Raw genomic sequence first — 23,856 nt, forward strand, 5'->3', positions numbered from 1 at the left:
CGTATGTTGTTCAGGTTTCTCCCTGAAGAAGATCAGTTAACTGTTGAGCCACGCACTTGAAAAGGAAAGGATGCGCAGTGCGTTCCTGATCGGCCTGTTCAACGTCTGCTACGACGGTTTTCAATCCCGATTTCATCATTTGGTGGTGCGAGTCATGCCTGCGCCTCGTTGAGCACCTTGAGTGGGAACTATCGACGAGGTTTCGCGCGCGACGTCGGCTTCGCACTCATCGGGTCTTCAGGCCATAAATGCTTGGGATAACGACCCCGTAGCTGGGATCGCACCTGCTGGTAAGGCCCTGCCCAAAAACTTGCGAGGTCTGAGGTGACGGCAGTGGGTCTGCCCGCGGGGTCCGTCAGGTGAATAAGAAGGGGAAGACGCCCGTTGGCGAAGGTGGGTGTTGCAGTCCAACCGAAGGCTTCCTGTACCCGCAGTGTCACCGTTGGAGTGCCAGTTGACCAGTCGATTTTCCTTCGCTCTCCGGTGGGAATCTCAATGTCGGCGGGAGCCCACTCATCGAAAGAACCCGCATGTTGCCAAGGGATCAAGCTCCTGATGAGCGACGCAGTGTCAATTCTGGCGATCGATTCGCCCTCTGCCAACGCGGAAATGAAGGGAGCGCACCACGAGTCAGCGTCTCCAATCAGCGCATCATCGCTCACGTCGGGCCACATATCGGGCGCTACCGCGTGCAATGCTGTAAGACGAGCGCGCATATGTGTCGCAGACTCGGTCCACTTCAGCATTGAAAGACCGTGAGTGGCGAACTCATTGGTGAGTAGGCGCATGACATTTTCAGGGCTGGGCTTCACATTGCGTGGTTGCCCAAGTGCAATGGCGCCAAGCATTGTGGTTGCGGTTGCGCGGAAACATCCACCGCTGAACGTGCAGTCCGTGCGCTCCGTGATAAGTGAGTGTCCTAGGGATAGTGCGTCTTCGGCGCTAATCGGAACAGCCGCTCGGATGAGTCCATCGGCCCGACCGACACTGCGCGTCACATCCGTGATTGCCAGCCATTCGCTTCCCGCCAGCAAAGACGAGGGTGGGAGGCAAGCTCCCTGCCCGTCAGCAAAAAGGTAGGTTCCGCTTTGTCCACCTCGAGCGCGAGCAATCCACGTTGGATGAGCAAGCCCAGCAACAAGACCGATTGCCTCGTCGTCAGAGAGCCTACCGGGGTCGGAATGAGGATCCGCCCAGCGTTCGAGGCGCTGTGAAGACTGACGTACCCGACGGGCAATATCGGCGTGCTCCGCCTTCAATCGCCGGGCAAAATGTGCCAGGTCACCGTCGCCAACTCGAGGATTCTCACCGAGAAGAGCGACAAAGTATGCGGCGCGTTTACTCCCGATCAGTGGTGAAGCGGCAATCAAAGCCTTCCCGAGGAAAGGGGAAACAGGCAGTCGAGCAACGCGACGACCAAGTGTCGTCGGAGAATAATCATCGTCTACAAGGTCTGCGGCGTGGAGGCGCTCGCGGGCGCGCTTTAACGCCCCAGGTGGGGCTGGGTCAATAAGTTCCAACGCGTCCAAACCGCCGCTGGTCCAGCAACGTGCTTGAAGCTCAGCGTCTGCAAGATCCGTCGACAGGATTTCCGGGGTGATCTGGTCGGGTCTGCGCGCGAAACTCACCTGATCAAAGCACCGATAAACCGTGCCCGGTCCGAGCCTGGCAGAGCGTCCAGCACGCTGATCGCAACTCGCGCGAGGCGCTGGAACTGTTATCAATGAACCTGCATCGCGTTGAACGTCATACGACGGAACGCGTGCAAGACCAGAATCCACAACACATCCAATGCCCGGTACGGTCAAAGACGACTCTGCGATCGACGTTGTAATAATGATCCGTCGGGCTTTCTGACTATCGTCGACGCTCAGAATCACGTCTTGCTGTCCGGGAGCGAGGTGCCCGTGCAGGCCCCGCACATCCATCATGACCCCGCTAACTTCGTGGGGGCCGAACCCTCCTAAAGCCTGGGCGGCCTCGTCGATTTCTTTGGCGCCGGGCACGAAAACGAGGATGTCGGAATTGGTTTGGCTGACCGCTTGGCGCGTGACTGTCGCGATGTGCGAGATGAACTCACGCGCGACTACCACATTCCCGCTACTTGTCGTTGCAAGCGGTTGGGCAGACGGCGCCATCCAATGCGTCGTGATTGGATGCAGTGCTCCGGGAACATCAACAACGTCGACCTCATTGAGGACGCCACCAAGGAACGAAGCCAAACGCTCAGCATTCAAAGTTGCTGACGTGAGAGTCAGGTGAAGATCTGGGCGTAGGACGCTCATCGTGTCCAAGATGAACGCAAGCGACAGATCCGTTTCAAGATGGCGCTCGTGGAACTCATCGATGACCACGGCGCCAACGCCTTCAAGCTCCGGATCGCCCTGCAGGCGACGAAGCATAATACCGGGCGTGACAAATTCGACCCGAGTACGGTCGGAGACCTTGACGTCGCCTCGTACTCGATATCCGGACGTGTCACCCACCTTTTCGCCGAGGAGCCAGGCAAGACGGCGAGCGGCACTCCGCACCGCGATCTGGCGTGGGGCACAGACGATCACACGAGTATCGAGGCTCGCTTCAAGAAGAGGAGGAAGCACAGTCGTCTTACCCGAGCCAGGCGGAGAAGAAAGAACTAGGGCATGACCTGGCTTGATTGAAGGTGCAATACGATTTAAGGCGTCGGCGATAGGCAGGCGTGGCAGGTTAGCCAGAAGGGGATCGCACGCGCTCATGGGATAAGTATGACGTGAAGTCGCTAGACTGTGGAATACGAAGAAAGAAACGGAGCATCAGTGGCAGACCCCGACGTTGCGCGAATTGTCGCATCAACCCGTCACATTTCAATCCCTGCTGACCTTGATCCTCTGATGCTGCTTGGCACATCAGATCAGGTGTTGCGCGCTCTGGAACACGGTTTCCCGCGCGTGAACTTCCACGTCATTGGCCGCGATATTTCGCTCACCGGCTTTTCTGCGGATCTTGGTGTTGCCGGCGACTTGATCGAAGAACTGATTTCTTTGGCGAAGAAGGGTCAGCCATTGGATGCGCAGGCAGTCGAGCACGCCATCTCACTGCTCACCCGAACATTCGCAACGCCCGCTGTTTCCGACGAAATTCTTTCCGTCCGTGGTCGTTCTATCCGCCCGAAGTCTGCTGGTCAGAAGGCCTATGTTGATGCGATTGATCGGTCGACGATCGTCTTCGGACTCGGCCCGGCGGGTACGGGTAAGACCTATCTTGCGATGGCAGCCGGCGTGCAACGTCTGCTTTCCGGGCAGGTCAAGCGCATTGTGCTGACCCGTCCTGCGGTGGAAGCGGGGGAGAACCTCGGTTTCTTGCCCGGTTCCCTGACCGACAAGATCGACCCGTACCTGCGTCCGCTCTACGATGCGCTGAAAGACATGCTCGATCCCGAGGTCCTGCCAAAACTCATGGCTGCGGGCACAATCGAAGTGGCCCCTCTGGCGTACATGCGCGGTCGCACGCTGAACGACTCCTTCATCATCTTGGATGAGGCGCAGAATACGACGCCGAACCAGATGAAAATGTTTTTGACGAGGCTCGGATTCAACTCTCAGATTGTTGTCACTGGCGACGCGTCTCAGGTGGATTTACCGGGTGCTGGTCAATCCGGTCTTGCGGTCATCTCGAAGATCCTGAGTGACATCGACGGAATTGAATTCTGCTACCTGACCAGCGCAGACGTAGTGCGTCATCAGCTGGTCGGAGAAATCATAGACGCCTACGAGCGTTGGGAAGACCGACTGAGTGCTCAACGCTCCACATCTGGGCGAACACGTACGAATGTTTCACGCTCACGTGCAGCTCGGACGAGAAGGCCGTCATCTGATCGATCACGCACTGGTCGCTACCAGGGAGGAACCGATGACTGAAGTCATCAACGAAACTGATTTCGTCATTGACGGGAGCGAATTCGCAGCTCTTGCTGACCACGTGCTCACGCAGATGCACGTCGCCACCGACGTCGAACTGAACATTCTGTTCATCAATCCCGAACCGATGGAAGACCTGCATTTGCGCTGGCTTGATCTTCCTGGACCGACTGACGTTATGAGCTTCCCGATGGATGAGCTCCGCCCGGGAAGTGCCGACAACCCGACTTTGTCGGGGACGCTTGGTGATATCTGTATTTGCCCGCAGGTCGCCCAGAAACAGGCCCTTGAAGCCGGTCACGCGATGGTTGAAGAAATGCTGATGCTGGCCACCCACGGTATGTTGCATCTGCTCGGCTACGATCACGCCGAAGAAGATGAAAAGAAAGTCATGTTTGACCTGCAACGTAAGCTACTGCTGACTTTCCTGGCAACTCGATGATCTCTTCTACCGCCTCACTTCCTCTTCCTGCTCTGATCATCATTGCGGTTGTCGGGCTTTTCTTAGCTGCGATGCTTCAGTCGATCGAGGTTGCGTTTTCTCGTATGTCGATTGCGCGTGCAACGGATCTGGTTGAGGAAGAACGCCAGAATGCTTCCACACTGTTGACTCTACTGGGCCATCGCAGGCGGGCGACGCTTGTTTTGCGTGGTTTTCGCACGTTTTCCCAAGTGATTGTTGCCGTCTCATTGACGCTTGCGTTTTCTTCGATGTCGTTGGCGTGGTGGGCGACAGCTCTCGTTGCTTTACTAGCGATCACCTTCGTCCATTTCGTCTTCATTTCGCTTGTTCCTTCCCGTTGGGGACAGCGTAGTCCAGAGAAGATTGCTCTGTCGGGAGCACCGTTGGTGTCCTCCCTCGTTACTCTGACAAGATTCCTCGACCCTCTTGTTGAGGCCATCCGTGGGCGTCTTCCCGCATCTGACCTGACGGAAGCCGAAGCACGCGCCGAAATGGCAAATGACCTGCGCGAAATGGTCGACCAGGTGGGTGAAACCGAAGGACTTGAAGACGAGGATCGCGAAATGTTGCGATCCGTTCTGGACCTGGGGCATACGCTTGTCCGCGAAGTGATGGTTCCCAGAACTGAAATGGTGACCGCCCCGGCGGATCTTCCCGCTCATAAAGCCTTGCGCCTGTTTGTCCGCTCGGGCTTTTCACGCATTCCTGTTGAAGGTGACGATGTCGATGACATTCGTGGCATCCTCTATTTCAAGGATGTTGTTGCCCGCTTGCAGACCTACGGGGCGGACATGGACCAGGTGGCAGAGCAGATGATGCGCCCGGTCGAGTTCACCGTCGAAATGAAGCCCGCAGACGATCTGCTTCGTCTGATGCAAGCAGACCACTTCCATATGGCGATCGTCATCGATGAATACGGTGGCGTAGCGGGGCTGGTGACCCTTGAGGACCTCATTGAAGAAGTCGTCGGTGACCTCACCGACGAACATGACAAGGGAATTATTGAGCCCGAACAACGTGACGACGGATCGTGGCGTGTACCTGCACGCTATCCAATTACCGAGCTCGGCGAGCTCTTCGACCTTGAACTTGAAGATGACGACGTGGACTCTGTCGGTGGTTTGCTCGCAAAGGCATTGGGGCGCGTCCCTCTTCCCGGGGCGCAGGGTGACGCATTAGGCATCCACATGCTCGCCGAAGAAGCACGAGGACGCCGTCGCCAAGTTGGTACGATTGTGTGTTCGCTACTCGTGGCGAGCGATGAATCGACCGAAGAAACCAGTGAGGACGCATAATGCATTTCCCCAGCGATGACGAGCTGATGGCAGGCCCAAACGCGTTCGAAAGCGATGAAGTGTTCGTCGATGACAGTGACATTGATGCTGGCGAACTTGGCGCATTAGGGGACGAGGTCGCGCACACCACTGAGTTCGATGATGTTGATGACGCAGATAGCCAGGCCTTCGATGACGTCGATCTCGACGACGCAAGTGACATTGACCCCGAAGATGTGTTCGCTGTCGTCGAGGGGATGAAAGCTCTGCGCGACGAAACGAACGCGGGCGCCGGCCTGATGATCCCAGACTTTCCTCAGGACTTCCGCGCGGGATTCGTCTCTATCGTGGGTCGTCCGAACGTAGGTAAATCAACGCTGACAAACGCGCTCGTCGGCCAGAAGATTGCGATTACATCGGGTCGTCCTGAAACGACGCGTCACAATATTCGTGGCATCGTCCACGGTGAAAAGAGCCAGCTGGTTCTGGTTGATACCCCCGGATATCATCGTCCGCGAACGCTTTTGGGCAAACGCCTGAATGACATGGTTCGCGAGGCGCTCGCGGAAGTTGATGTCGTCGTCTTCTGTTTGCCTGCTGACCAGCGTATTGGTCCTGGCGACAAGTTCATTGCTCGCGAATTGAAGGACGTTCGTCGTCCGATTATTGCTGTTGCGACGAAGTGTGATCTGGTCAGTCGAGAGCGCCTGATGAAGCATCTGCTGTCGATTGACAAGATGGGTGATTTCGCGGCGATCGTTCCCGTCAGTGCTTTTGACGGAAATGGCGTTGACCAGCTGCTTGATGTGCTGACGAAGGCGGTTCCGCTCTCCCCACCGCTCTACCCGGATGGGGATGTGACCGATGAATCGCGTGACACTCTGATTGCAGAGTTCATTCGCGAAGCTGCACTTGAAGGGGTCCGTGATGAGCTTCCGCACTCACTTGCAGTTCAGGTTGAAGAGATCGTTGCCAGGCCTCGTCGCGAGGGTGATACTCGTCCACCGCTGATGAATGTGCACGTCAACGTTTATGTTGAACGCGATTCTCAGAAGGCCATCATCATTGGTAAGAAAGGATCGCGCCTGAAAGAGATTGGCTCAAAATCACGTCCTTTGATCGAGGACTTGCTGAAAGCGCGTGTGTATTTGGATCTGCATGTGCGAACGGCGAAAGACTGGCAGTCAGATCCGAAAATGTTGGGACGTCTCGGGTTCTAGATGAAGAGCGATTACTCTTCTAGTTCCACGACGGTTGTTGCTCTAGGAGGTAATGCTCTAGGGCAGACACCCGACGATCAGTTGCACCTGTTGCGTCAGGCTGCGCCAGTCTTGGTGAGTTTGGCTGATGCGGGCCCTCTTGTGATCGCTCACGGGAATGGGCCCCAGGTTGGTCAGATCACGCGCGCGTTTTCCCTGGGAGTTGCAGCTGACCCCGGTGTGCCCGACGTTGATCTTCCAGAGATGGTTGCGATGAGCCAGGGGTACATTGGCGAGCACCTGGTGCGTTCAATCGACGAGGCTGGGGCGACTCGCGGGTATTCCGGCAAAGTAGCCGGTCTTCTGACTCGTGTGGAAGTAGATCCCAATGATCCAGCATTCGCTGACCCGACCAAACCGATCGGTCAGTTTCTGACTCGGGAAATGGCGGAACAGCGGATGAAGGAAGAGCCCGGATCCGTGTACCGCGAGGATGCTGGGCGTGGATTTAGGAAGTATGTTGCTTCTCCATTGCCACGTCGGATCGTTGAAATTGAGGCGATTCAAGCTCTGGCAAACGCCGGCTTCATCGTCATCGCTTCAGGCGGTGGCGGTATCCCAGTTATTCGCACCGACTATGAAATGAAAGCCGTGGACGCGGTTATCGACAAGGACCGAAGCGCAGCTCTCATGGCTGATGAGTTGGGAGCCTCTGCTCTGGTCATCCTGACTGCAGTTCCGGCGGTTGCCACGGGGTGGGGAACACCAATGCAACACTGGCTTCACCGCATTTCTTTGGATGAAGGACGTGCTCTGATTGAGTCGGGGGAACTTGCTGAAGGTTCCATGCGCCCCAAAGTTGAAGCAATCGTTGACTTCGTATCGAAGGCCCCGGCTGGTACGGGTCGCCGTGGTGTTATTTGCGCGTTGGCGGATGCTGATAGAGCTCTGAGCGGTGAAGTGGGAACAACCATCACCTCGGTGTGACCAATGGTTAAACGCGCGTTGCTACGAAGCGCGGGACAATAGAACCAAGACATCTTTGACGATTATTGGTCTTGCTACGACGATCTATGCTGGTCTTCTGCACTGTTTCAATGTGGAAGCCTTTGCGTGGGAAGAGCCGACCGCGCGTTCAATCTTCGGCGATAGCGCTGAAGAAGCGCGAAAGCACGTGTTCTACGCCTCCAACCAGGGCGTCTACACTCTTTTCTTCGCTCTTGATGGCCTGATTGGTGCCATTCTTGCGTGTGTATCGCATGGTGAGGGCACGCTGTTTGTCGTGGGCAATACACTCGCCATCTTTGCTACCGCTTCCATGCTGCGCTCGCACTCGTTCTGTTTATCACATCCGAGGAGCACCACAGCGCAGCCATCAAACAAGGCATGTCCCCCTTGATTGCGGTGGTCGGCCTCGTGATTGGGCTGGCGATCTGAAAGGCGAAACGTCCACATAACGAAGTGGACGCCTACGCTTACCCCGTCTGTCATACGCTACGAGGCATGAGCCGAAAATGGATGCTCCTGCTTCTTTGCCGTGACGAGGCCTGAAAGGGTCGAAACCTCGCCACGGCTCAACGTGTTTCGACCCGACGCCCACCGATAACCGGGCGAATCAGGATAGCGAAGAAAGAAACACAATGAAGACGACTGGAAACGTCCCCACTCCTTCTGGCTCGCACATGCCGATTGCAAAGTACAAGCCGTTCCTCGACACGAACCCCGTTGTTCTGGACGACCGCACGTGGCCCTCGAATCGGATTACTCACGCACCTCGCTGGATGTCGACGGACCTGCGTGACGGTAACCAGGCACTGATTGAGCCGATGGACCCGAGTCGTAAGCGCAAGATGTTCGACCTGTTGGTCAGTCGCGGATACAAGGAGATAGAAATCGGCTTCCCCGCAGCATCGCAGACTGACTTTGATTTCGTACGATCCCTGATTGACGAAGATGCAGTGCCGGACGATGTGACGATCTCGGTTCTGACCCAGTCTCGCCCTGAAATCATTGAGCGCACCCTTGAAGCCCTCGTCGGTTTCCCGCGCGCGACCGTCCACCTGTACAACGCGACGTCGCCGCTGTTCCGCGAGCTCGTCTTCGGCAACGACAAGGCGCAAACGATCGACTTGGCTGTCTGCGGTGCACGCGAAGTGGTGGCGCAGGCAGAAAAGCGTCTGGGCGACGAAACGATCTTCGGCTTCGAATATTCGCCCGAAATCTTCGTGGATACCGAACTCGACTTTGCTCTCGAAATCTGCGAATCCGTCATGGATATTTGGCAGCCCGAAGACGACCGCGAAATCATTGTGAACCTGCCGGCAACCGTTGAACGTGCAACGCCGAACGTTTATGCCGACCAGATCGAATACATGTCACGCAACCTCAGCCATCGCGAAAACATCGCGATCAGCGTACACCCGCACAACGACCGTGGAACCGGCGTTGCTGCGGCTGAACTGGCATTGCTTGCCGGTGCAGACCGCGTGGAAGGTTGTTTGCTCGGTCAGGGTGAACGCACCGGTAACGTTGACCTGCTGACCCTGGGGCTCAACCTGTTCAGCCAAGGCATTGACCCGGGTGTTGACCTAACGAATATCGATGAGATCCGTCAGATCGTCGAATACTGCACGTCGATGGAAACGTCACCGCGTGCACCTTACGTGGGTGACCTCGTCTACACTTCTTTCTCCGGATCGCACCAGGATGCGATTAAGAAGGGTTTCTTCGCCCGCAAGAAGAAAGTTGGAGAAGCTGGCGGTGACGAAAATGCAGTGGTGTGGGAGTTGCCCTACTTGCCGATCGACCCGCACGACGTGGGTCGTTCCTACGAGGCCGTTGTCCGCGTGAACTCGCAGTCCGGCAAGGGTGGCGTCGCCTACCTCATGTCGACCACCCACAATCTGGAACTGCCACGTCGTCTGCAGATCGAGTTCTCTCGCATCGTTCAGCGACACACGGACTCCTACGGTGGCGAGATCGACGGCGATACCCTCTGGCAGATCTTCGCCGATGAATACCTGCCGAACTCGGCAGCGAAGGACCTCACCGCCTGGGGTCGCTTCGAACTCGGAACTTCTCACGTGACGACCAACGCCGACGAGCAGGTTGATCTGAAGGCGACACTGAAGGATCAAGGTGAGCCCGTCGAGGTCAGGGCACACGCCGGCGGTCCGATCGAAGCATTCGTCAAGACGCTCGGCCAGTTCGATTTGGACGTCCGCGTCCTCGACTACTCCGAACACGCGATGGGCCAGGGTGGTGACGCGAAGGCAGCGTCCTACGTTGAAGCCACCGTCAACGGCCAGATCCTCTGGGGTGTCGGTATCGATTCGTCGATTACACGAGCAACCTATAAAGCAGTTATTTCTGCGGTGAACAGGGCTTTGCGCTGATATACAGTGTAGAAACGGGGCGGGTACGACCACTTCGTTCCCGCCCCGGCCATTTTCCAGTCGCCGTTTTCTCACTCCTATTTCAGCCAGGGACTCGACAGTCGCCTCGTCCCCGCATTGCATAACGCGCCATCAATGCGCCGAAGTGGGACAATTTCACCGTGATGAGAACGTATCGAGACGAAGCGATCGTGCTTCGCACCCACAAACTGGGGGAGGCCGACAGGATCATCACACTGCTTACCGCGAATAACGGTCTGGTTCGCGCAGTCGGTAAGGGCGTACGCAGAACAACGTCGAAGATGGGCGCGCGTCTTGAACCATTCGGCGTGATCGACGTGCAACTCCATCGCGGGAGGAACCTCGATATCATCACCCAAGCTGAAGTCATCACCCAGCACGGTGACGCGTTATCGAAAGATTTTGAGCTGTATGCCCGCGCATGTGTCATGATCGAGATCGCAGAGAAACTGACTGCTGATTCTGATGATGGAGCGCGCTCCCAACATCTTCTGCTGATCGGTGCTCTCTACGCTCTTGCACACGTGCGTCACGACCCCAATCTGGTGCTCGCATCGTATATTCTCCGCGCGCTTGCGATAGCTGGCTGGGCACCGTCGTTCTTCGATTGTGCCGTGTGCGGAGCCCAGGGGCCACACGCTGCTTTTTCCATTCACGAAGGTGGTGCCGTCTGCGAAAACTGCCGGCCCATCGGAGCGTCAGCTCCCTCTTTCGAAGCGATGGAATTGATGGGGGACCTGCTGTCCGGAGAGTGGAACCGAGCCGATAACTCGCCGGATTTCGCTCGCATTGAGGCATACGGGCTTGTCAACGCCTATGCTCAATGGCACGTTGAACATCGCATTCGTTCATTGCGGGTCCTTGAAAGGAACAGTTGATGGCACCTGAAGCGAATCTGACACCGATGGATCGAGCCGGTGGTGATCCCAGCGCGCCTCTGACCGGGCCGGGTCAGTGGCATCAGCCTGTTCCCGAATTTGCTACGGGGGAAGTGCCCGCACACGTTGCGCTGATCATGGATGGTAACGGCCGTTGGGCGAATTCACGAGGCTTAGCGCGCACCGAAGGACACCGTGCCGGTGAATATGCGCTGATGGATACGATCGCGGGTGCCATTGATGCGGGAGTCCGCTACCTGTCGGTGTACACGTTCTCTACGGAAAACTGGAAGCGGAGCCCAGCAGAGGTCCGTTTCATCATGAATTACGCGACCGACGTTCTTGCTCGCCGTACCGATCAACTGAAGGACTGGGGAGTCCACGTGCGCTGGAGTGGGCGTGAACCCCGCCTATGGAAGTCCGTCGTGAAGGCTCTGTCGAAGGCAGACGAGGCCACGAAAGATAACTCCACACTGGACCTCATCATGTGCGTGAACTATGGCGGTCGTGCAGAGATCGCTGATGCTGCGCGAGATATCGCTAGGCAGGTCGCAACGGGGAAGCTCCGCCCAGAGGGCGTGACAGAAAAGTCATTTGCTTATCACCTGTATCTGCCCGATGTTCCTGACGTTGACCTGATGATTCGCACGTCGGGGGAGAAGCGCATCTCCAACTACCTGCTCTGGCAGATGGCGTACTCGGAAATGATGTTCATTGATACGCCGTGGCCTGCGTTCGATCGTGAAGTGCTGTGGGACTGTCTGCTCGAATACGCAGGGCGCGACCGCCGATTCGGGGGAGCGATCGATCAGGTGGGGTCGGCCTCGTAAAAACGAGTCAGTCGACGCGGACGGTAGCAGGCTCGCTGGAGGTGCGCTTGCGCCATGCAATTACTCCAATGGCAACAGCGGCGACGGCAAGCAGTCCCGCGCGACCCCACCAAGAGCCAGCAACTGCGCCAAGCAATGCCATCCAAATAGCCAGCATCCCCATGCCGTACAGGATTGCCCATGCGATGCAACCAGGAATCATCGCTAGTGTGTACGTGCGCCACTTCATGGAGACTAAGCCGGCACCGGCGTTTACCGCAGTTTGGATACCAACGGTCAGGAAACACAGGGGAATGATGATTAACCCCCACTTGTCCAACAGCTTCGCACCGCGCTTCGGCGTAGGGCCGTTAAACCAGTGGGCAATCGAACCCCACACACCATCTTTGCCGACGCCAGCCAACGCGCCACGCGCGGCAAGCCGACCCAACCAATAGGTTCCCTGGGCTCGGCAAAAAACGATCACGAAGAGGGCAATAAAAAGCGCCAGGCCGTGATCGGCCCACGAAGGGATCACTGAGCATCCTGAGACGACTGAGTACCCGCAGGGCCCTTATCATCTGCCGCGCTAGCTGAACATGTCTGGCATAGGCCAAACAATTCAACCGAATGCTCGACAGCCGTAAAACCGTGCGCGGATGCAATATCGTGAATCCACTTCTCGGTCATATCCAGTTCGATCTCTTCAGTATGCCCACAGTTGCGACAGACCAAATGGTGGTGGTGCGTGGATGAATGGCATACGCGGAACAAGGATTCTCCATCGACGCTACGCAACACGTCCACATCGCGGCCGTCAGCAAGAGCCTGCAGGTTCCTGTAGACGGTCGCAAGACCGACCTTGTGTCCCTGCTTGTGCAGGTCTTCGAAAATCTGTTGGGCGCTACGGAAATCAGGTACCCGAGTGAGCTCGGCGAAAACCGCCTGACGTTGCTTGGTCATGCGTTGCATTTTCGGTCCTCCAGTTTTGCATCGGGTCAATCGGGTGGATGGGTGGTTCACGTGCTCAGCCTGAGCATATCGGTTCGGTTCGTTTCTGTCCGACCGTGATAGTGACACTGCGTCTGATCAAAGCCGGGTACGGGAGCGATTCTGTTGTGTTGAGTGGTTGTTGTGGTGTTCGGGGTGAGCGACGCGGGCGCGCACATTTGCCATTTTTGACGCACGTTGGCGCCTGTCGACCAGCCCCTTGATGATGAATCCGATCGCGTACAGGGCAATTGCGAATACAACGATGGATGCGCCCGGGGACAGATCGATGAAGTATGTGAAAGACAGTCCCGTGATGCAGATGATCGCGCCGAAAACCATGGCCCATGCCATCGTTGATCGAAATGACTTAGCCATCAGCTGTGAGATGGCAACGGGAATGATCATGAGTGCGGACACCAGTAGCGACCCCACAACGCGCATCGCAACAGCCACGGTCAGGGCAGACAGGATGGCAATAATCATCGACAGTGTCTTTGTGGGTAGCCCGGTTGAACGCGCGAAATCTTCATCGTTCGTCACTGAGAAAAGAGCTGGTGCAATACCGACTCCCACTGCCAAGATGAGGATTCCGAGGACTGAAATCAGCCTGATATCGGTCCATGTCACGGTAGCAATCGAGCCGAAGAGGTAAGAACTCAGCTGGGCTGAAGTGCCACCGGCAAGACCGATAAGAAGGACGCCGCCGGCAATGCCACCGTAGAACAGCATTGCGAGCGCCACGTCAGCAGACGTGCGCCCAGACTGGCGAACCAATTCGATCGCGATAGCTCCCACAAGCGAAATAATCATCGCCCCTGGGATCGCCCACGAATCTTGCGGGTTCGCGTTCGCCATTGTGCCGGCAAACCAGCCGAGCGCTACGCCGGTCAGCGAAATATGCCCGATTCCGTCACCGAGCATTGCCAGTCGGCGATGCACCAAGTAGGTGCCGACAACCGGTGCTGACAAGCCGACGATGAGAGCGGCAAGAAGTGAGCGTTGCATGAGGGACGAGGTCAGCAGTGAAGTGAGTCCGTCGATAATTGTCGCGATCATCATGCCTGCCAAATATCGTCGATGAAGCCTGGCCCGGCCTGCGGATGCCCGTGATGGTGGCCGCCACCATCGGAATGCTGTTCGTGGTCGTCACTGATGTGAGGTGGTCCGTCGTAGGTGACGTGTCCGCCACCGATGTGGAGTTCCCTATCGAGAAGCGGACCGAGTTCGCCGAGCTCGTGGAGCACGACAAGAATCGTTGTTCCCTCAGCTTTTGCTTCGCTAACGATTCGTGCGAGGCGCTCTCGAGATGTTCGGTCGATGCCGGCCATGGGTTCGTCCATGATAAGCAAATCGGGATTGCGGACGAGTGCTCGAGCGATGAGGACTCGCTGTTGCTGTCCACCCGAAAGAATCGACATCGAGTCTTTGGCACGGTGTGCCAACCCGACTCTCTTCAGTGCAGTCATTGCCTTCTTTGTATCTCCGGGAAGGCTCCACCACTTCTTTGGGCCCAGAAGACCCGACTTTACAACTTCCAGAGCGCTGGATGTGACTGCGCCACCAACGCTGATGCGCTGAGGGACATAGCCGATTCGATCCCAGTTGAGCGCGCGACGCTGAGTGTTATTAACACCGAAGAGGTGAATCGATCCGCGGGTAATCGGAGCGGTACCAAGAATGGCGTGGAGAGTTGTGGACTTTCCTGATCCATTCGCTCCCGTCAGTGCAACAGCTTGCCCGGGGTGAACATCGAATTCGATCCCGTGGAGAACGAGGTGAGAATCCCACGCAACGTGGACATTATCCAGTGAAATGACGGGAGCGGATATCCCCATCTCAGGGACATCCGCTCCCGAGTTTTTAGTGTTGCTCACTTGCAGGACAAAGCCGTCTGAAGAGCGGTGATGTTGTCACGCATGACCGCTGCGTAGTCCTTGGATGAATCAACCTGGCTTTCGATCGGATCGAGAACCGCGGTCTGGATTCCAAGATCGTCAGCAAGAGTCTGCTCAACCTTCGGGTCGATGAGAGCTTCAGTGAAGATCGTCGTGATACCTTCGGACTTCACGAGCTTGGAGATTTCTTCCAGGCGGGCCGGCGAGGGCGAGGACTCAGGATCCAGACCCGAGATGCCCACCTGTGTCAGGCCGGTGCGGTCTGCAAGGTAGCCGAATGCGGTGTGAGCAGTGACGAAGGTCTGGTGTTTGCAGGTTGCTGTTGCGTCAACGAGTTCGGTCGACAGATCCTTCATGTTCTTGGTGACCGTTGCCGCGTTGGATGTGTAGGTCTGAGCATTTTCCGGATCAGCCTTGGCAAGAGACTGGCCGATAGCCGTTGCTGCCTGGCCCATGCGTTCCGGATCCAGCCAGAAGTGAGGGTCAGTCGCCATGTCGTGGTGGTGATGGTGCTCAGCTTCTTCAGCGGTTTCGCTCGAGGCCATGTGATCGGCGTCGTCATGATCTGCTTCATGATCGTGCGAATCAGACTCGGTAGCGTCGCCTTCTTCTTCCTCTTCGGCCGGGTGATTGCCGTCTTCTGCAACATCAACAAGCTGAACAGCCTTAGCGACGTCGATGACCGTTTCCGGAGCGTTGTGCTCAACAGCTTCGTCCACTGCCGACTGGAAACCCCCCAGATAAACGACAGCATCGGCCTTGCCAAGCTGGTCGACGGTGGCGGGAGAAAGCTCAAGATCGTGCGGTTCAGCGCCATCGGGGGTCAACGAGGTGACCTTGACGAGGTCGCCACCGATTTCTTCGGTCAGATACTTCAGTGGGTAGAAGGACGCCATCACATTCAGAGGTGATGACGAACCGGATGTGGAGGCATCTGACGCCGACTGGGTGGTCGTCGTGGACGAACATGCGGCCAAAGCGAAAGAGCCAGCGAGCGCGCTAGCGATAACAACAGAACGAGATAACTTCATGCTTCAAGTTTCACCCTTAATGGTAATCATTGCCAATAGTGGGAAGGAGGATGTGCGTCACACTGAGCCTGTCAACGAAGCCGTCGCTAAGTTCGGTAGACTCCCACTATCGCAGGCTGCGCCAGCCAGGTGTGGCCGCCAAACAAGGAGCACAAAGTGGCAGCGCCTTCTCGTCTTGATTCCGTTATCTCCCTAGCCAAGCGTCGTGGATTCGTCTTCCCATGTGGCGATATTTACGGTGGTACTCGCTCCGCGTGGGACTACGGCCCGCTCGGCGTTGAACTGAAGGAAAACATTAAGAAGCAGTGGTGGCAGTACATGGTTCGCTCCCGCGAAGACGTCGTGGGTCTGGACTCCTCCGTCATCCTTCCTCGTCAGACTTGGGTTGCTTCCGGTCACGTCAAGGCATTCACCGATCCGCTCGTTGAGTGCACCTCCTGTCACAAGCGCCTCCGTGCAGACAATCTGCAGGAAGCTCACGCTGCTAAGCACGGCCTCGACAACCCGGATGACGTCGCTCTCGGAGACGTCGCATGCCCCAACTGTGGCACCCGCGGTCAGTTCACCGAGCCTCGCGCATTCTCTGGCCTGCTCAAGACCTACCTCGGCCCGGTCGACGACGAGTCTGGTCTGCACTACCTGCGCCCCGAAACCGCTCAGGGTATCTTCATCAACTACGGAAACGTTGCGGCCGCCTCGCGCAAGAAGCCACCGTTTGGCATCGGCCAGATCGGCAAGTCCTTCCGTAACGAAATCACCCCCGGTAACTTCATCTTCCGTACCCGCGAATTTGAGCAGATGGAACTCGAGTTCTTCTGCGCACCGGGCACCGACGAAGAATGGCATCAGTACTGGATCGACTACCGTCGCGACTGGTATACCGACCTTGGCATCAACCCCGACAACCTGCGCTTCTACGAGCACCCAAAGGAAAAGCTCTCGCACTACTCCAAGCGCACCGTCGACATCGAATACCGCTTCGGATTCCAGGGCTCCGAATGGGGTGAACTCGAAGGCATCGCAAACCGTACCGACTACGACCTGGGTGTCCACTCCGAAGCCTCCGGCTCGAAGCTCGACTACTTCGACCAGACCACCGGCGAACGTTGGACTCCCTACGTCATCGAGCCGTCCGCTGGCCTGACCCGCTCGCTCATGGCATTCCTCGTCGAGGCCTACCACGAGGACGAAGCCCCCAACACCAAGGGCGGCGTCGACAAGCGCACCGTTCTGCGCCTCGACTCGCGTCTTGCCCCCGTGAAGGCAGCTGTCCTGCCACTATCGCGTAAGCCCGAGCTAACCGGCCCGGCACGCGAACTTGCAGCAGACCTCCGCTCCATCTGGAATGTCGAATACGACGATGCGGGCGCCGTTGGCCGTCGCTACCGTCGCCAAGACGAAATCGGCACCCCGTACTGCATCACCTACGACTTCGACTCGGTTGAAGACAAGGCAGTGACCGTCCGCGACCGCGACACCATGACGCAGGAGCGCATCCCGCTCGACCAGGTGAAGCCTTGGCTCGCGTCCAAGCTCCTCGACTGCTGACGAGCCGCCGGCGCGCTGACACGCAGATGTCATGCTCTCGCGAGTAACTCCCGCGAGAGCATGACGTTTCCGGCTCGAAATCCTGACTTCCTGCGCTCGTGCCGCGTCAGGCCGGCCTCCCATCGGTGAAGAGTTCGTCTAAGGACCCTCGAAGCGGCCTTAAGACAGGGCCTTCTCCCAGACCGGATTCACGGCGATCCCTTCGATATTGAGACCGCCCCGCCGATACGGCGCAAGGCTCTCCACGTCGAACAGATGCTCGAAGCGTTCCGTGTCGAAGACGTATCGGGAGAAGTCGAGAACCGAATCGTCGTTCATTCCGTTGTCGAGCCGGTAGATCGCCCGTGTTGTCGCATCGTATCGGGGAACGCTCCCTCCTTCCGGGGAGCGCTCGAAGGTGTAGAGATGAGTCCCGATCCCCGTATCGATATCGACTGAGAACACCTTGCCCGTCATCGTGACGAAACGGAAGGTCGAACCGTCCAGAGTGCCCGTCGGGATCGTCAGGTCGTCCCGCGTCAGATCCAGGAATGCTCCGTCATTGTCGGTGAGGTCGAGCGAGCGCCGCTCGTGAGTCCGAAGATTCCACGACTCGAGAACCGCGTGCCCGGCGGAGGGATCGCGTCCATCCCCGCGCTGGGCATCAGGATGATCGAGGAGGAAACTGAGAAGGGAGATGGTCTCGCCGTAGCAGAGGAACTCCCGATTGCCCCGGGAGAATCGTTCGTCGTGGGGGAGGGCTTCGAGGACCGTCGGATTCTGCGGATCGTCTGAGGGGAAAAGCTGAACGAGAACGTCGAATTCCTCGTTCTGTGAAGAATCCCCCGTATTCTCCCGGTGAACGGCCTTCGCCTGTTCGAGAAGATTGGGCGCAAACTTCGTCTCCGTCACTGCGTAGAGCGTGTCGGAGCAAGCGCCCATATTCATGTAGGCGCCTCTTACATCGAGGCTCTCCGTGCCCTCGGGATGCCCGATGAGGACAGGCTGCTGGTAGCCCCCGGGATCCGCTCCGCCGTTGTAGACGCTCATGAAGCCTCGTCCGCCGTCGTGCGGGTACCTAGCCAACTCTCCATCCGGTTCGATATCGCGGGTGATCTCCCGAGTTCCTTCATCCGTGGTGAGGAGCTCAGAGGCGGCGCCTCCGTAGAACAAACCGGACTCGGTCCACAGGGGCTGGGCGCCGAACATCTGCCCCGATTGGAAGGCGCGCGTTCGACCCGAAGGATCGGCGAGGACCATGTATCCGGTCTTCGAGGGCGTACCTTCATAGCGAATGGCGGACTTGCTGAGCTGTATCGCCAGGGCTTCCCCCTGAGTCGTGAACTCCGCTGCTGGAAGAGATCGGGGGCTTCCTGCGATGCAGGCGCTCAGGGAAAGAGCGCTCAATACGGCGTACGTGGCGAGTGTCCAGTGCTTCATCGTCTCTCCGGGTCTCATCATTCCTCCGCTCCGGAGGGGCGAATGTCTTAGTGATATCCGCGCCTCCGTCTGGATCTGTCGATCAAATACGCCGAACTATTCGACGGTCCAATTCACTTTCGTGTAAGGGGAAGTTAGCAAGAATGCCTGATCGTGGATAGAGGTTCGCTTCGACTGTTAACAAAATGTTACTGTGGTGGATGGGCATCGAATACGGCGGAGGTGCGAATGATCCCATTTCCCGCGGAGCGCTCGGAGGAGGAAGAAGACAGCGGCGCTGATGCGCTCCCGACGTTGTCATCGGGATGTATGAGGCGGGAGGCGACGAGGAAGCCCATGAGGGAGTTCACCTCTCCGGCGAATTCGAGTTGTTCAATCGAGGGCAGAATGGGCACCATGACTTCACTGGAAGCGACCCGGGGAACGACGCGCAGCCGCGCCGTGAATCCGCTCCGGATCGGCCCGCTGCGCGTATGGTCGCCCATCGTTCTTGCCCCGATGGCGGGAGTAACCGATGTGCCATTTCGGCGTTTATGTCGGCTAATGGGCGAAGAAGGACTGCCGGATTGGTTGAATCCTGCCAGTCCGAACGCTCAGGTCACTCCAGAAAAAGGCGTGGACGCGCTCTCCGGCCTATACGTGTGCGAGATGGTAACGTCGCGCGCCCTCGTTGAAGGTAATGTGCGCACATTGCAAATGGTGCGCCCAGACCCCGTCGAGCGCGTGCGCTCCATCCAGCTCTACGGCGTTGATCCAGCCACGATGGCTCAGGCTACATCGATCCTTATTGACCGTGACCTGGTGGATCACATTGACCTGAACTTTGGGTGCCCGGTTCCGAAAGTGACGAAGAAGGGTGGGGGAGCTGCCCTTCCGTGGAAGCGCGACCTGTTCGACGATCTTGTACACGCGGTTGTTGGTGCTGCGGACACGGCCGGAGCAGCAGTTGGCCGCGATATTCCCGTCACAGTGAAAATGCGCGTTGGTATTGACGACGATCACATTACGTTCCTCGACGCTGCAAAAGTGGCTGAAAATCGCGGTGTCGCAGCGGTTGCCCTCCACGCGCGCACGCAAACCCAGCACTACGCGGGTCACGCTGACTGGAAGCAGATCAAGCGTTTGAAAGACGCGATGCGTATTCCTGTCTTCGGAAACGGCGATATTTTCTCCGGCGCAGATGCACAGCGAATGATGGATGAAACCGGTTGCGATGCAGTTGTAGTCGGTCGAGGATGCCAGGGGCGCCCCTGGCTGTTTACCGACCTGACTTCGACACTAATGGGTGGCCCTGCCTTTACTGACCCGAGTCTTTCCGACATCGCGGATATCATCGAAAAGCACGCCGCATGGGTCGTTGAAGACCAGGGCGATGAACTGCGGGCTCTCCGCGAAATGCGCAAGCATGTCGGCTGGTATCTGCGAGGCTTCGCGGTCGGAGGGCCAACTCGTCACGCGCTCGCAATGGTGTCGACCCTCGAAGAACTCCACGATCTTCTCCACACGCTGGACCTTGAGCAGGAGTATCCGCAGGCGGCGCTGGGTGCTCGCGGTCGCGCCGGCGGTGAAAAGACGCCACACCTGCCCGATGGCTGGTTGGACTCTCCCTATCTGAGCGATGCTGAACGCCAGACCCTTCATCTTGCTGAATCCGATGTCAGTGGAGGTTGATATGTTGAATCCTTGCGATGATTTCATCCCAACTGAAGTGACGATTGGTCATGCGTCGACTCCGCGAGGAATGCTCAAGATCGGAGGTGGCGCTCCAACGGCCGTCATCTCTCCGCTGATGAGCGCTTCACTGGAATCGCTGACAACCGAGATCGCGGATGTCGCTGGCGCTCAGCCCGACTTGATTGAATGGCGCGTTGACCCACTCCTTGCCTCGGTGCAAGCGAGCGAGCGTGAAGGCCTATTACGCACTGGACTCAAGCTCGTGATGGATCAGAGCCCGCTTCCTCTGCTGGCAACAATTCGCACAGCCACCGAAGGAGGCCTCGTCGATTTTTCTGATGCTCAATACGCGGACTTTCTTGCCATTCTGGCCACCTTCGCCGACGCAGTCGACCTTGAAATCTGTCGCCCGGGTGCATTCGACATAGTTGAAGAGATTCACGAGGCCGGGAGCATCGCCGTGGCGTCGCACCATGATTTTGCCCGAACGCCCTCAGCCGTCGACATGGATCGAGTATTCGCATTGATGGCAAAAGCTGGCGCCGACGTGCTCAAAGTTGCCTATATGACTCATCGGCCCGAGGACGCGCTGAGGATCATGGACGCGCAAGTAAAAGCATCACGAACCTATACCCTCCCTGTTATCGGCATTGGAATGGGTGAATTCGGTGCGATCACCAGGATCTGCGGTCAAACATTCGCCAACGCGGCAACATTCGCTTCCGCGTCGTCCTCCAGCGCCCCAGGTCAGCTCAGCGTTGAAGAAACCCGGCGTGGCCTCGTCACCCTTCAGCGCTGAAAAGGCACGTACGAAAGCGAAAACCGAAACGGTGGTCGTGGATTGTCAGTCAGAGAACTCGGCGGTCGGTGCCGGCTGGATGCGGGCGACGCTCACCCACGCGCACGACCTGGGAGCAACCACCCCATCGCTACCCTGGGAACTCGCCACAAGGATCTGGGAACCGGGCGGAAGAGCGAGAGGCTGATCGGCGGTGTTCACAACGATCATCACGTCGGAGTTCAGATATACAAGAGTATCGGGGCGCGCCCACTCCAACCCGTGCAGTACGCCCAGCGCGTGTGTTCCCAGCTTGCGTTCGGATCGCAGGGCAAGCGCCGTCCGAATGTACGAGGCCGCACTGACCTGCTCGACTACGTTTTCTTCACGAAGGCGACCGTGGAACACACCCGGCAGACCAAGTGCAAGTAGCGTTAACGCACGATCCGTATCCGACTGGCGATCGGCGGGCAGACAATCAACGTTCCACGGAGCAACCGCACCAATACGATCGCGGATAGACAGCGAATCTGAAACAACCAACTCAAGGCTTGGAGCGTCAAAAGAAGCAGTGAGTAGCGCATCATCGTGCAGATGATGGAACCACTCGTCTTCAAGGTGAGACATAATCGCGGGAGTATCAAAGCCAGACAGGTGTGCCGTCACAATCGGCTGAGAATCAAACGTTGCACACTCTGCTTCAACTTGGCGGACAAGAGAAGTGAAACGCTCTCGCGCAAGCGCCCTGCGGACCGGGGAGTCTTCATACTCTTCGGCGCACACGCCCAAATCAACACCATCCGCGCCAGCGTTGAGGGCGCCGCGCGTCCTCAGAAGAAGCGTCGTGACGCGGTTTTCCATATCCGCTCCGCGCGCCCCCAAAGACACGAATGTTTCATTCGGGATACGCACAATCACACGCTGGTGGCGCGCTTTCAACTGATGAATAAACTCCGGCAACGGCGAACTCGGATGAACCAGCAGAACCGGGTCATTAACAGTGACAAGAACGGTATCAAAACCGGCATTGTGTAAAGCCAGTGCATCACCGGAAATCTGAGCAACGTTATCCGCAGATAGAGGAGTAGGGATCGTCGCGAGCGCACAGGAATGCCACCAGGGACTGGGGCCGCGCCTGGATCGATGAACGAGCAGGGTGCGGACGGCGTGTGGGCGAGGCTCGTGGTGTTGCACCCGTTCATCGTGTCACAGATGTGGATAACTCGTCTGCCCATTCCCAAGAGATAGGCTTATGTGGTGAATGAAAGCCTTGAAATGACTCGGAGTGCTATGGTGCTCGTGCCCGTGTATTCGTCCCAGGATCAGTCACGTATGTGGCCCGAACCTTCGAAGTCAGCGATGCGGACGCCGTTCGAACGCGACAGGGCTCGAATTGTGCACTCGTCGGGTTTGCGTCGTCTGGGTGAGAAGACTCAGGTGTTAGGCCCGGCCACCGACGACTTTGTTCGTACGCGTCTGACGCACTCTCTTGAGGTTGCGCAGGTTGGTCGTGAACTGGGTAAAGAATTGGGCGCGAATCCTGACGTGGTCGATGCAGCGTGCCTGAGCCACGATCTTGGGCACCCGCCGTTTGGGCATAATGGCGAGAGGGTTTTGGATGAGCTTGCCGACGATTGCGGTGGTTTTGAAGGAAACGCACAGACCCTGCGTCTGGTGACCCGACTTGAGCCGAAAGTGCTGACCGATGATGGGCATCCGGCGGGGTTGAATCTGACGAAGGCGACACTGGATGCGATCTGTAAATACCCGTGGGCGAAGGGCCAGGGGCCGGATCCGGTGAAGTCAGCAAAGAAGTTCTCCGTCTATTCAGATGATGCTCACGTTTTCGAGTGGATGCGTCAGGGCACGCCCGTTGGTCGACGTTGCTTGGAAGCGCAGATCATGGATCTCTCAGACGACATTGCCTACTCTGTGCATGACGTTGAAGATGCCATTGCAACGGGTAAATGCGACGTTGCATCCCTCAGTGATGAATCGACACTGAATGCGATTATTGACTCGACGATCAATTGGTACGGGACAGGGGTTGCCCGCACCGATTTGGAACTGGCAATTGACCGTCTGCTTCGTATGCCCGAATGGCCACAATCCTTTGATGGCTCCTATCGTGCGCTCGCGGAATTAAAAGATTTCACATCCGAACTGATCGGACGTTTCTGTGCCTCTACAGTCAGCGCGACTCGTGTTGAGTTTGGTGCCGGTCCGTTGGGACGATACCGTGCGGATCTGGTTGTTCCTCCCGAGGCCCGTGCGGAGATCCAGATCCTGAAGGGGCTGGCTGTTCACTTCGTAATGAGCCCGCGTGAGAACGAGCCGGTGTATTACCAGCAGCGCACGCTTTTGGCGGACTTGGTGGATGCTCTTTTCAAGGCTGGACCGTCAGCTTTGGAACCTCTTTTTGCTGAAAATTGGCGTCAAACGAACGATGATAATGAGCGTTTGCGCGTGGTGATTGACCAGGTTGCGTCGCTGACGGATGCGTCCGCGTCACGCTGGCACGCCCAGCGGTGTGGCATGCTTTCAACCCAATTGTGAGCGTGCGCTAAATGGTGAACAGATCGG

At 57.4% G+C, this 23,856-nt stretch carries 22 protein-coding genes; 13 read left to right on the forward strand and 9 right to left on the reverse strand.

Going from position 1 to position 23,856, the window contains the following annotated elements:
• Positions 1-188 precede the first annotated feature (188 nt).
• On the reverse strand, positions 189-2,735 hold the full coding sequence (hrpB, locus tag PG731_RS00265; RefSeq protein ID WP_270771389.1) for an ATP-dependent helicase HrpB: 2,547 nt from the start codon (positions 2,733-2,735) through the stop codon (positions 189-191).
• A gap of 135 nt (positions 2,736-2,870) precedes the next feature.
• On the opposite strand from hrpB, the gene PG731_RS00270 reads away from it, so the two are divergent.
• From PG731_RS00270 to PG731_RS00310, 9 genes are all read left to right on the forward strand, one after another.
• Positions 2,871-3,896, forward strand: coding sequence for a PhoH family protein (locus PG731_RS00270; protein WP_270771648.1), 1,026 nt, complete (start codon positions 2,871-2,873; stop codon positions 3,894-3,896).
• Positions 3,889-4,338: an rRNA maturation RNase YbeY gene (ybeY, locus tag PG731_RS00275; RefSeq protein ID WP_101627356.1), complete on the forward strand. Its 450-nt coding sequence runs from the start codon at positions 3,889-3,891 to the stop codon at positions 4,336-4,338. Before PG731_RS00270 ends, ybeY begins: the two co-directional genes overlap by 8 nt.
• Positions 4,335-5,654 (forward strand): hemolysin family protein, encoded by a 1,320-nt coding sequence (locus tag PG731_RS00280; protein ID WP_270771394.1) that lies wholly within the window; start codon positions 4,335-4,337, stop codon positions 5,652-5,654. Before ybeY ends, PG731_RS00280 begins: the two co-directional genes overlap by 4 nt.
• Positions 5,654-6,853: a GTPase Era gene (gene era / locus PG731_RS00285; RefSeq protein WP_270771397.1), complete on the forward strand. Its 1,200-nt coding sequence runs from the start codon at positions 5,654-5,656 to the stop codon at positions 6,851-6,853. The genes PG731_RS00280 and era overlap by 1 nt, the downstream gene beginning before the upstream one ends.
• Positions 6,854-7,819: an amino acid kinase family protein gene (locus PG731_RS00290; RefSeq protein ID WP_270771400.1), complete on the forward strand. Its 966-nt coding sequence runs from the start codon at positions 6,854-6,856 to the stop codon at positions 7,817-7,819. It begins immediately after the preceding gene.
• A gap of 55 nt (positions 7,820-7,874) precedes the next feature.
• Complete coding sequence (locus PG731_RS00295; RefSeq protein WP_270771403.1) at positions 7,875-8,231, forward strand: DUF1304 family protein; 357 nt, start codon at positions 7,875-7,877, stop codon at positions 8,229-8,231.
• Positions 8,232-8,472: 241 nt separating this feature from the next.
• Complete coding sequence (gene leuA / locus PG731_RS00300) at positions 8,473-10,227, forward strand: 2-isopropylmalate synthase (RefSeq protein WP_270771405.1); 1,755 nt, start codon at positions 8,473-8,475, stop codon at positions 10,225-10,227.
• A gap of 164 nt (positions 10,228-10,391) precedes the next feature.
• A complete protein-coding gene (recO, locus tag PG731_RS00305; RefSeq protein WP_270771650.1) occupies positions 10,392-11,126 on the forward strand; it encodes a DNA repair protein RecO in 735 nt (244 codons plus the stop codon).
• On the forward strand, positions 11,126-11,956 hold the full coding sequence (locus tag PG731_RS00310) for an isoprenyl transferase (RefSeq protein ID WP_270771407.1): 831 nt from the start codon (positions 11,126-11,128) through the stop codon (positions 11,954-11,956). The genes recO and PG731_RS00310 overlap by 1 nt, the downstream gene beginning before the upstream one ends.
• A gap of 7 nt (positions 11,957-11,963) precedes the next feature.
• Here the strand turns inward: PG731_RS00310 and PG731_RS00315 are convergent, their stop codons facing one another.
• From PG731_RS00315 to PG731_RS00335, 5 genes are all read right to left on the reverse strand, one after another.
• The gene (locus tag PG731_RS00315; protein ID WP_101627349.1) at positions 11,964-12,473 is read right to left on the reverse strand and encodes a VTT domain-containing protein; all 510 of its coding nucleotides are present in this window, start codon (positions 12,471-12,473) and stop codon (positions 11,964-11,966) included.
• Positions 12,470-12,907 (reverse strand): Fur family transcriptional regulator, encoded by a 438-nt coding sequence (locus tag PG731_RS00320; protein ID WP_270771410.1) that lies wholly within the window; start codon positions 12,905-12,907, stop codon positions 12,470-12,472. The genes PG731_RS00315 and PG731_RS00320 overlap by 4 nt, the downstream gene beginning before the upstream one ends.
• Positions 12,908-13,024: 117 nt before the next feature.
• A complete protein-coding gene (locus tag PG731_RS00325; protein ID WP_270771412.1) occupies positions 13,025-13,987 on the reverse strand; it encodes a metal ABC transporter permease in 963 nt (320 codons plus the stop codon).
• Positions 13,984-14,763 (reverse strand): metal ABC transporter ATP-binding protein, encoded by a 780-nt coding sequence (locus PG731_RS00330; protein ID WP_270771651.1) that lies wholly within the window; start codon positions 14,761-14,763, stop codon positions 13,984-13,986. Before PG731_RS00330 ends, PG731_RS00325 begins: the two co-directional genes overlap by 4 nt.
• A gap of 35 nt (positions 14,764-14,798) precedes the next feature.
• Positions 14,799-15,854: a metal ABC transporter substrate-binding protein gene (locus PG731_RS00335; protein WP_270771413.1), complete on the reverse strand. Its 1,056-nt coding sequence runs from the start codon at positions 15,852-15,854 to the stop codon at positions 14,799-14,801.
• Between the two features lie 156 nt (positions 15,855-16,010).
• Between PG731_RS00335 and PG731_RS00340 the strand changes: the two genes are divergently transcribed.
• Positions 16,011-17,402, forward strand: coding sequence for a glycine--tRNA ligase (locus PG731_RS00340; RefSeq protein WP_270771414.1), 1,392 nt, complete (start codon positions 16,011-16,013; stop codon positions 17,400-17,402).
• 159 nt (positions 17,403-17,561) lie between these two features.
• On the opposite strand, the gene PG731_RS00345 is transcribed toward PG731_RS00340, so the two are convergent.
• Together PG731_RS00345 and PG731_RS00350 are read right to left on the reverse strand one after the other, a co-directional pair.
• Positions 17,562-18,842, reverse strand: a complete 1,281-nt coding sequence (locus PG731_RS00345; protein WP_270771416.1) for a hypothetical protein — start codon at positions 18,840-18,842, stop codon at positions 17,562-17,564.
• Between the two features lie 167 nt (positions 18,843-19,009).
• Positions 19,010-19,306 (reverse strand): hypothetical protein, encoded by a 297-nt coding sequence (locus PG731_RS00350; RefSeq protein ID WP_270771676.1) that lies wholly within the window; start codon positions 19,304-19,306, stop codon positions 19,010-19,012.
• Between the two features lie 13 nt (positions 19,307-19,319).
• Between PG731_RS00350 and dusB the strand changes: the two genes are divergently transcribed.
• Together dusB and aroD are read left to right on the forward strand one after the other, a co-directional pair.
• On the forward strand, positions 19,320-20,492 hold the full coding sequence (gene dusB, locus PG731_RS00355) for a tRNA dihydrouridine synthase DusB (protein ID WP_270771652.1): 1,173 nt from the start codon (positions 19,320-19,322) through the stop codon (positions 20,490-20,492).
• A 1-nt stretch (position 20,493) separates the two neighbouring features.
• Positions 20,494-21,294: a type I 3-dehydroquinate dehydratase gene (gene aroD, locus PG731_RS00360; protein WP_270771418.1), complete on the forward strand. Its 801-nt coding sequence runs from the start codon at positions 20,494-20,496 to the stop codon at positions 21,292-21,294.
• A gap of 45 nt (positions 21,295-21,339) precedes the next feature.
• Here aroD and PG731_RS00365 read toward each other — a convergent pair whose 3' ends face one another.
• Positions 21,340-22,467 carry a hypothetical protein gene (locus tag PG731_RS00365; RefSeq protein ID WP_270771419.1) on the reverse strand — a complete coding sequence of 376 codons (1,128 nt, stop codon included), beginning with the start codon at positions 22,465-22,467 and terminating at the stop codon, positions 21,340-21,342.
• Between the two features lie 96 nt (positions 22,468-22,563).
• On the opposite strand from PG731_RS00365, the gene PG731_RS00370 reads away from it, so the two are divergent.
• Entirely contained in the window at positions 22,564-23,829 is a 1,266-nt protein-coding gene (locus PG731_RS00370; RefSeq protein ID WP_270771654.1) for a deoxyguanosinetriphosphate triphosphohydrolase, read from the forward strand.
• The last annotated feature ends 27 nt before the right edge of the window (positions 23,830-23,856 follow it).

Origin of the sequence: Pauljensenia sp. OF14-1SRA (genome assembly GCF_027694595.1) — a bacterium.
GTDB lineage: Bacteria > Actinomycetota > Actinomycetes > Actinomycetales > Actinomycetaceae > Pauljensenia > Pauljensenia turicensis_B.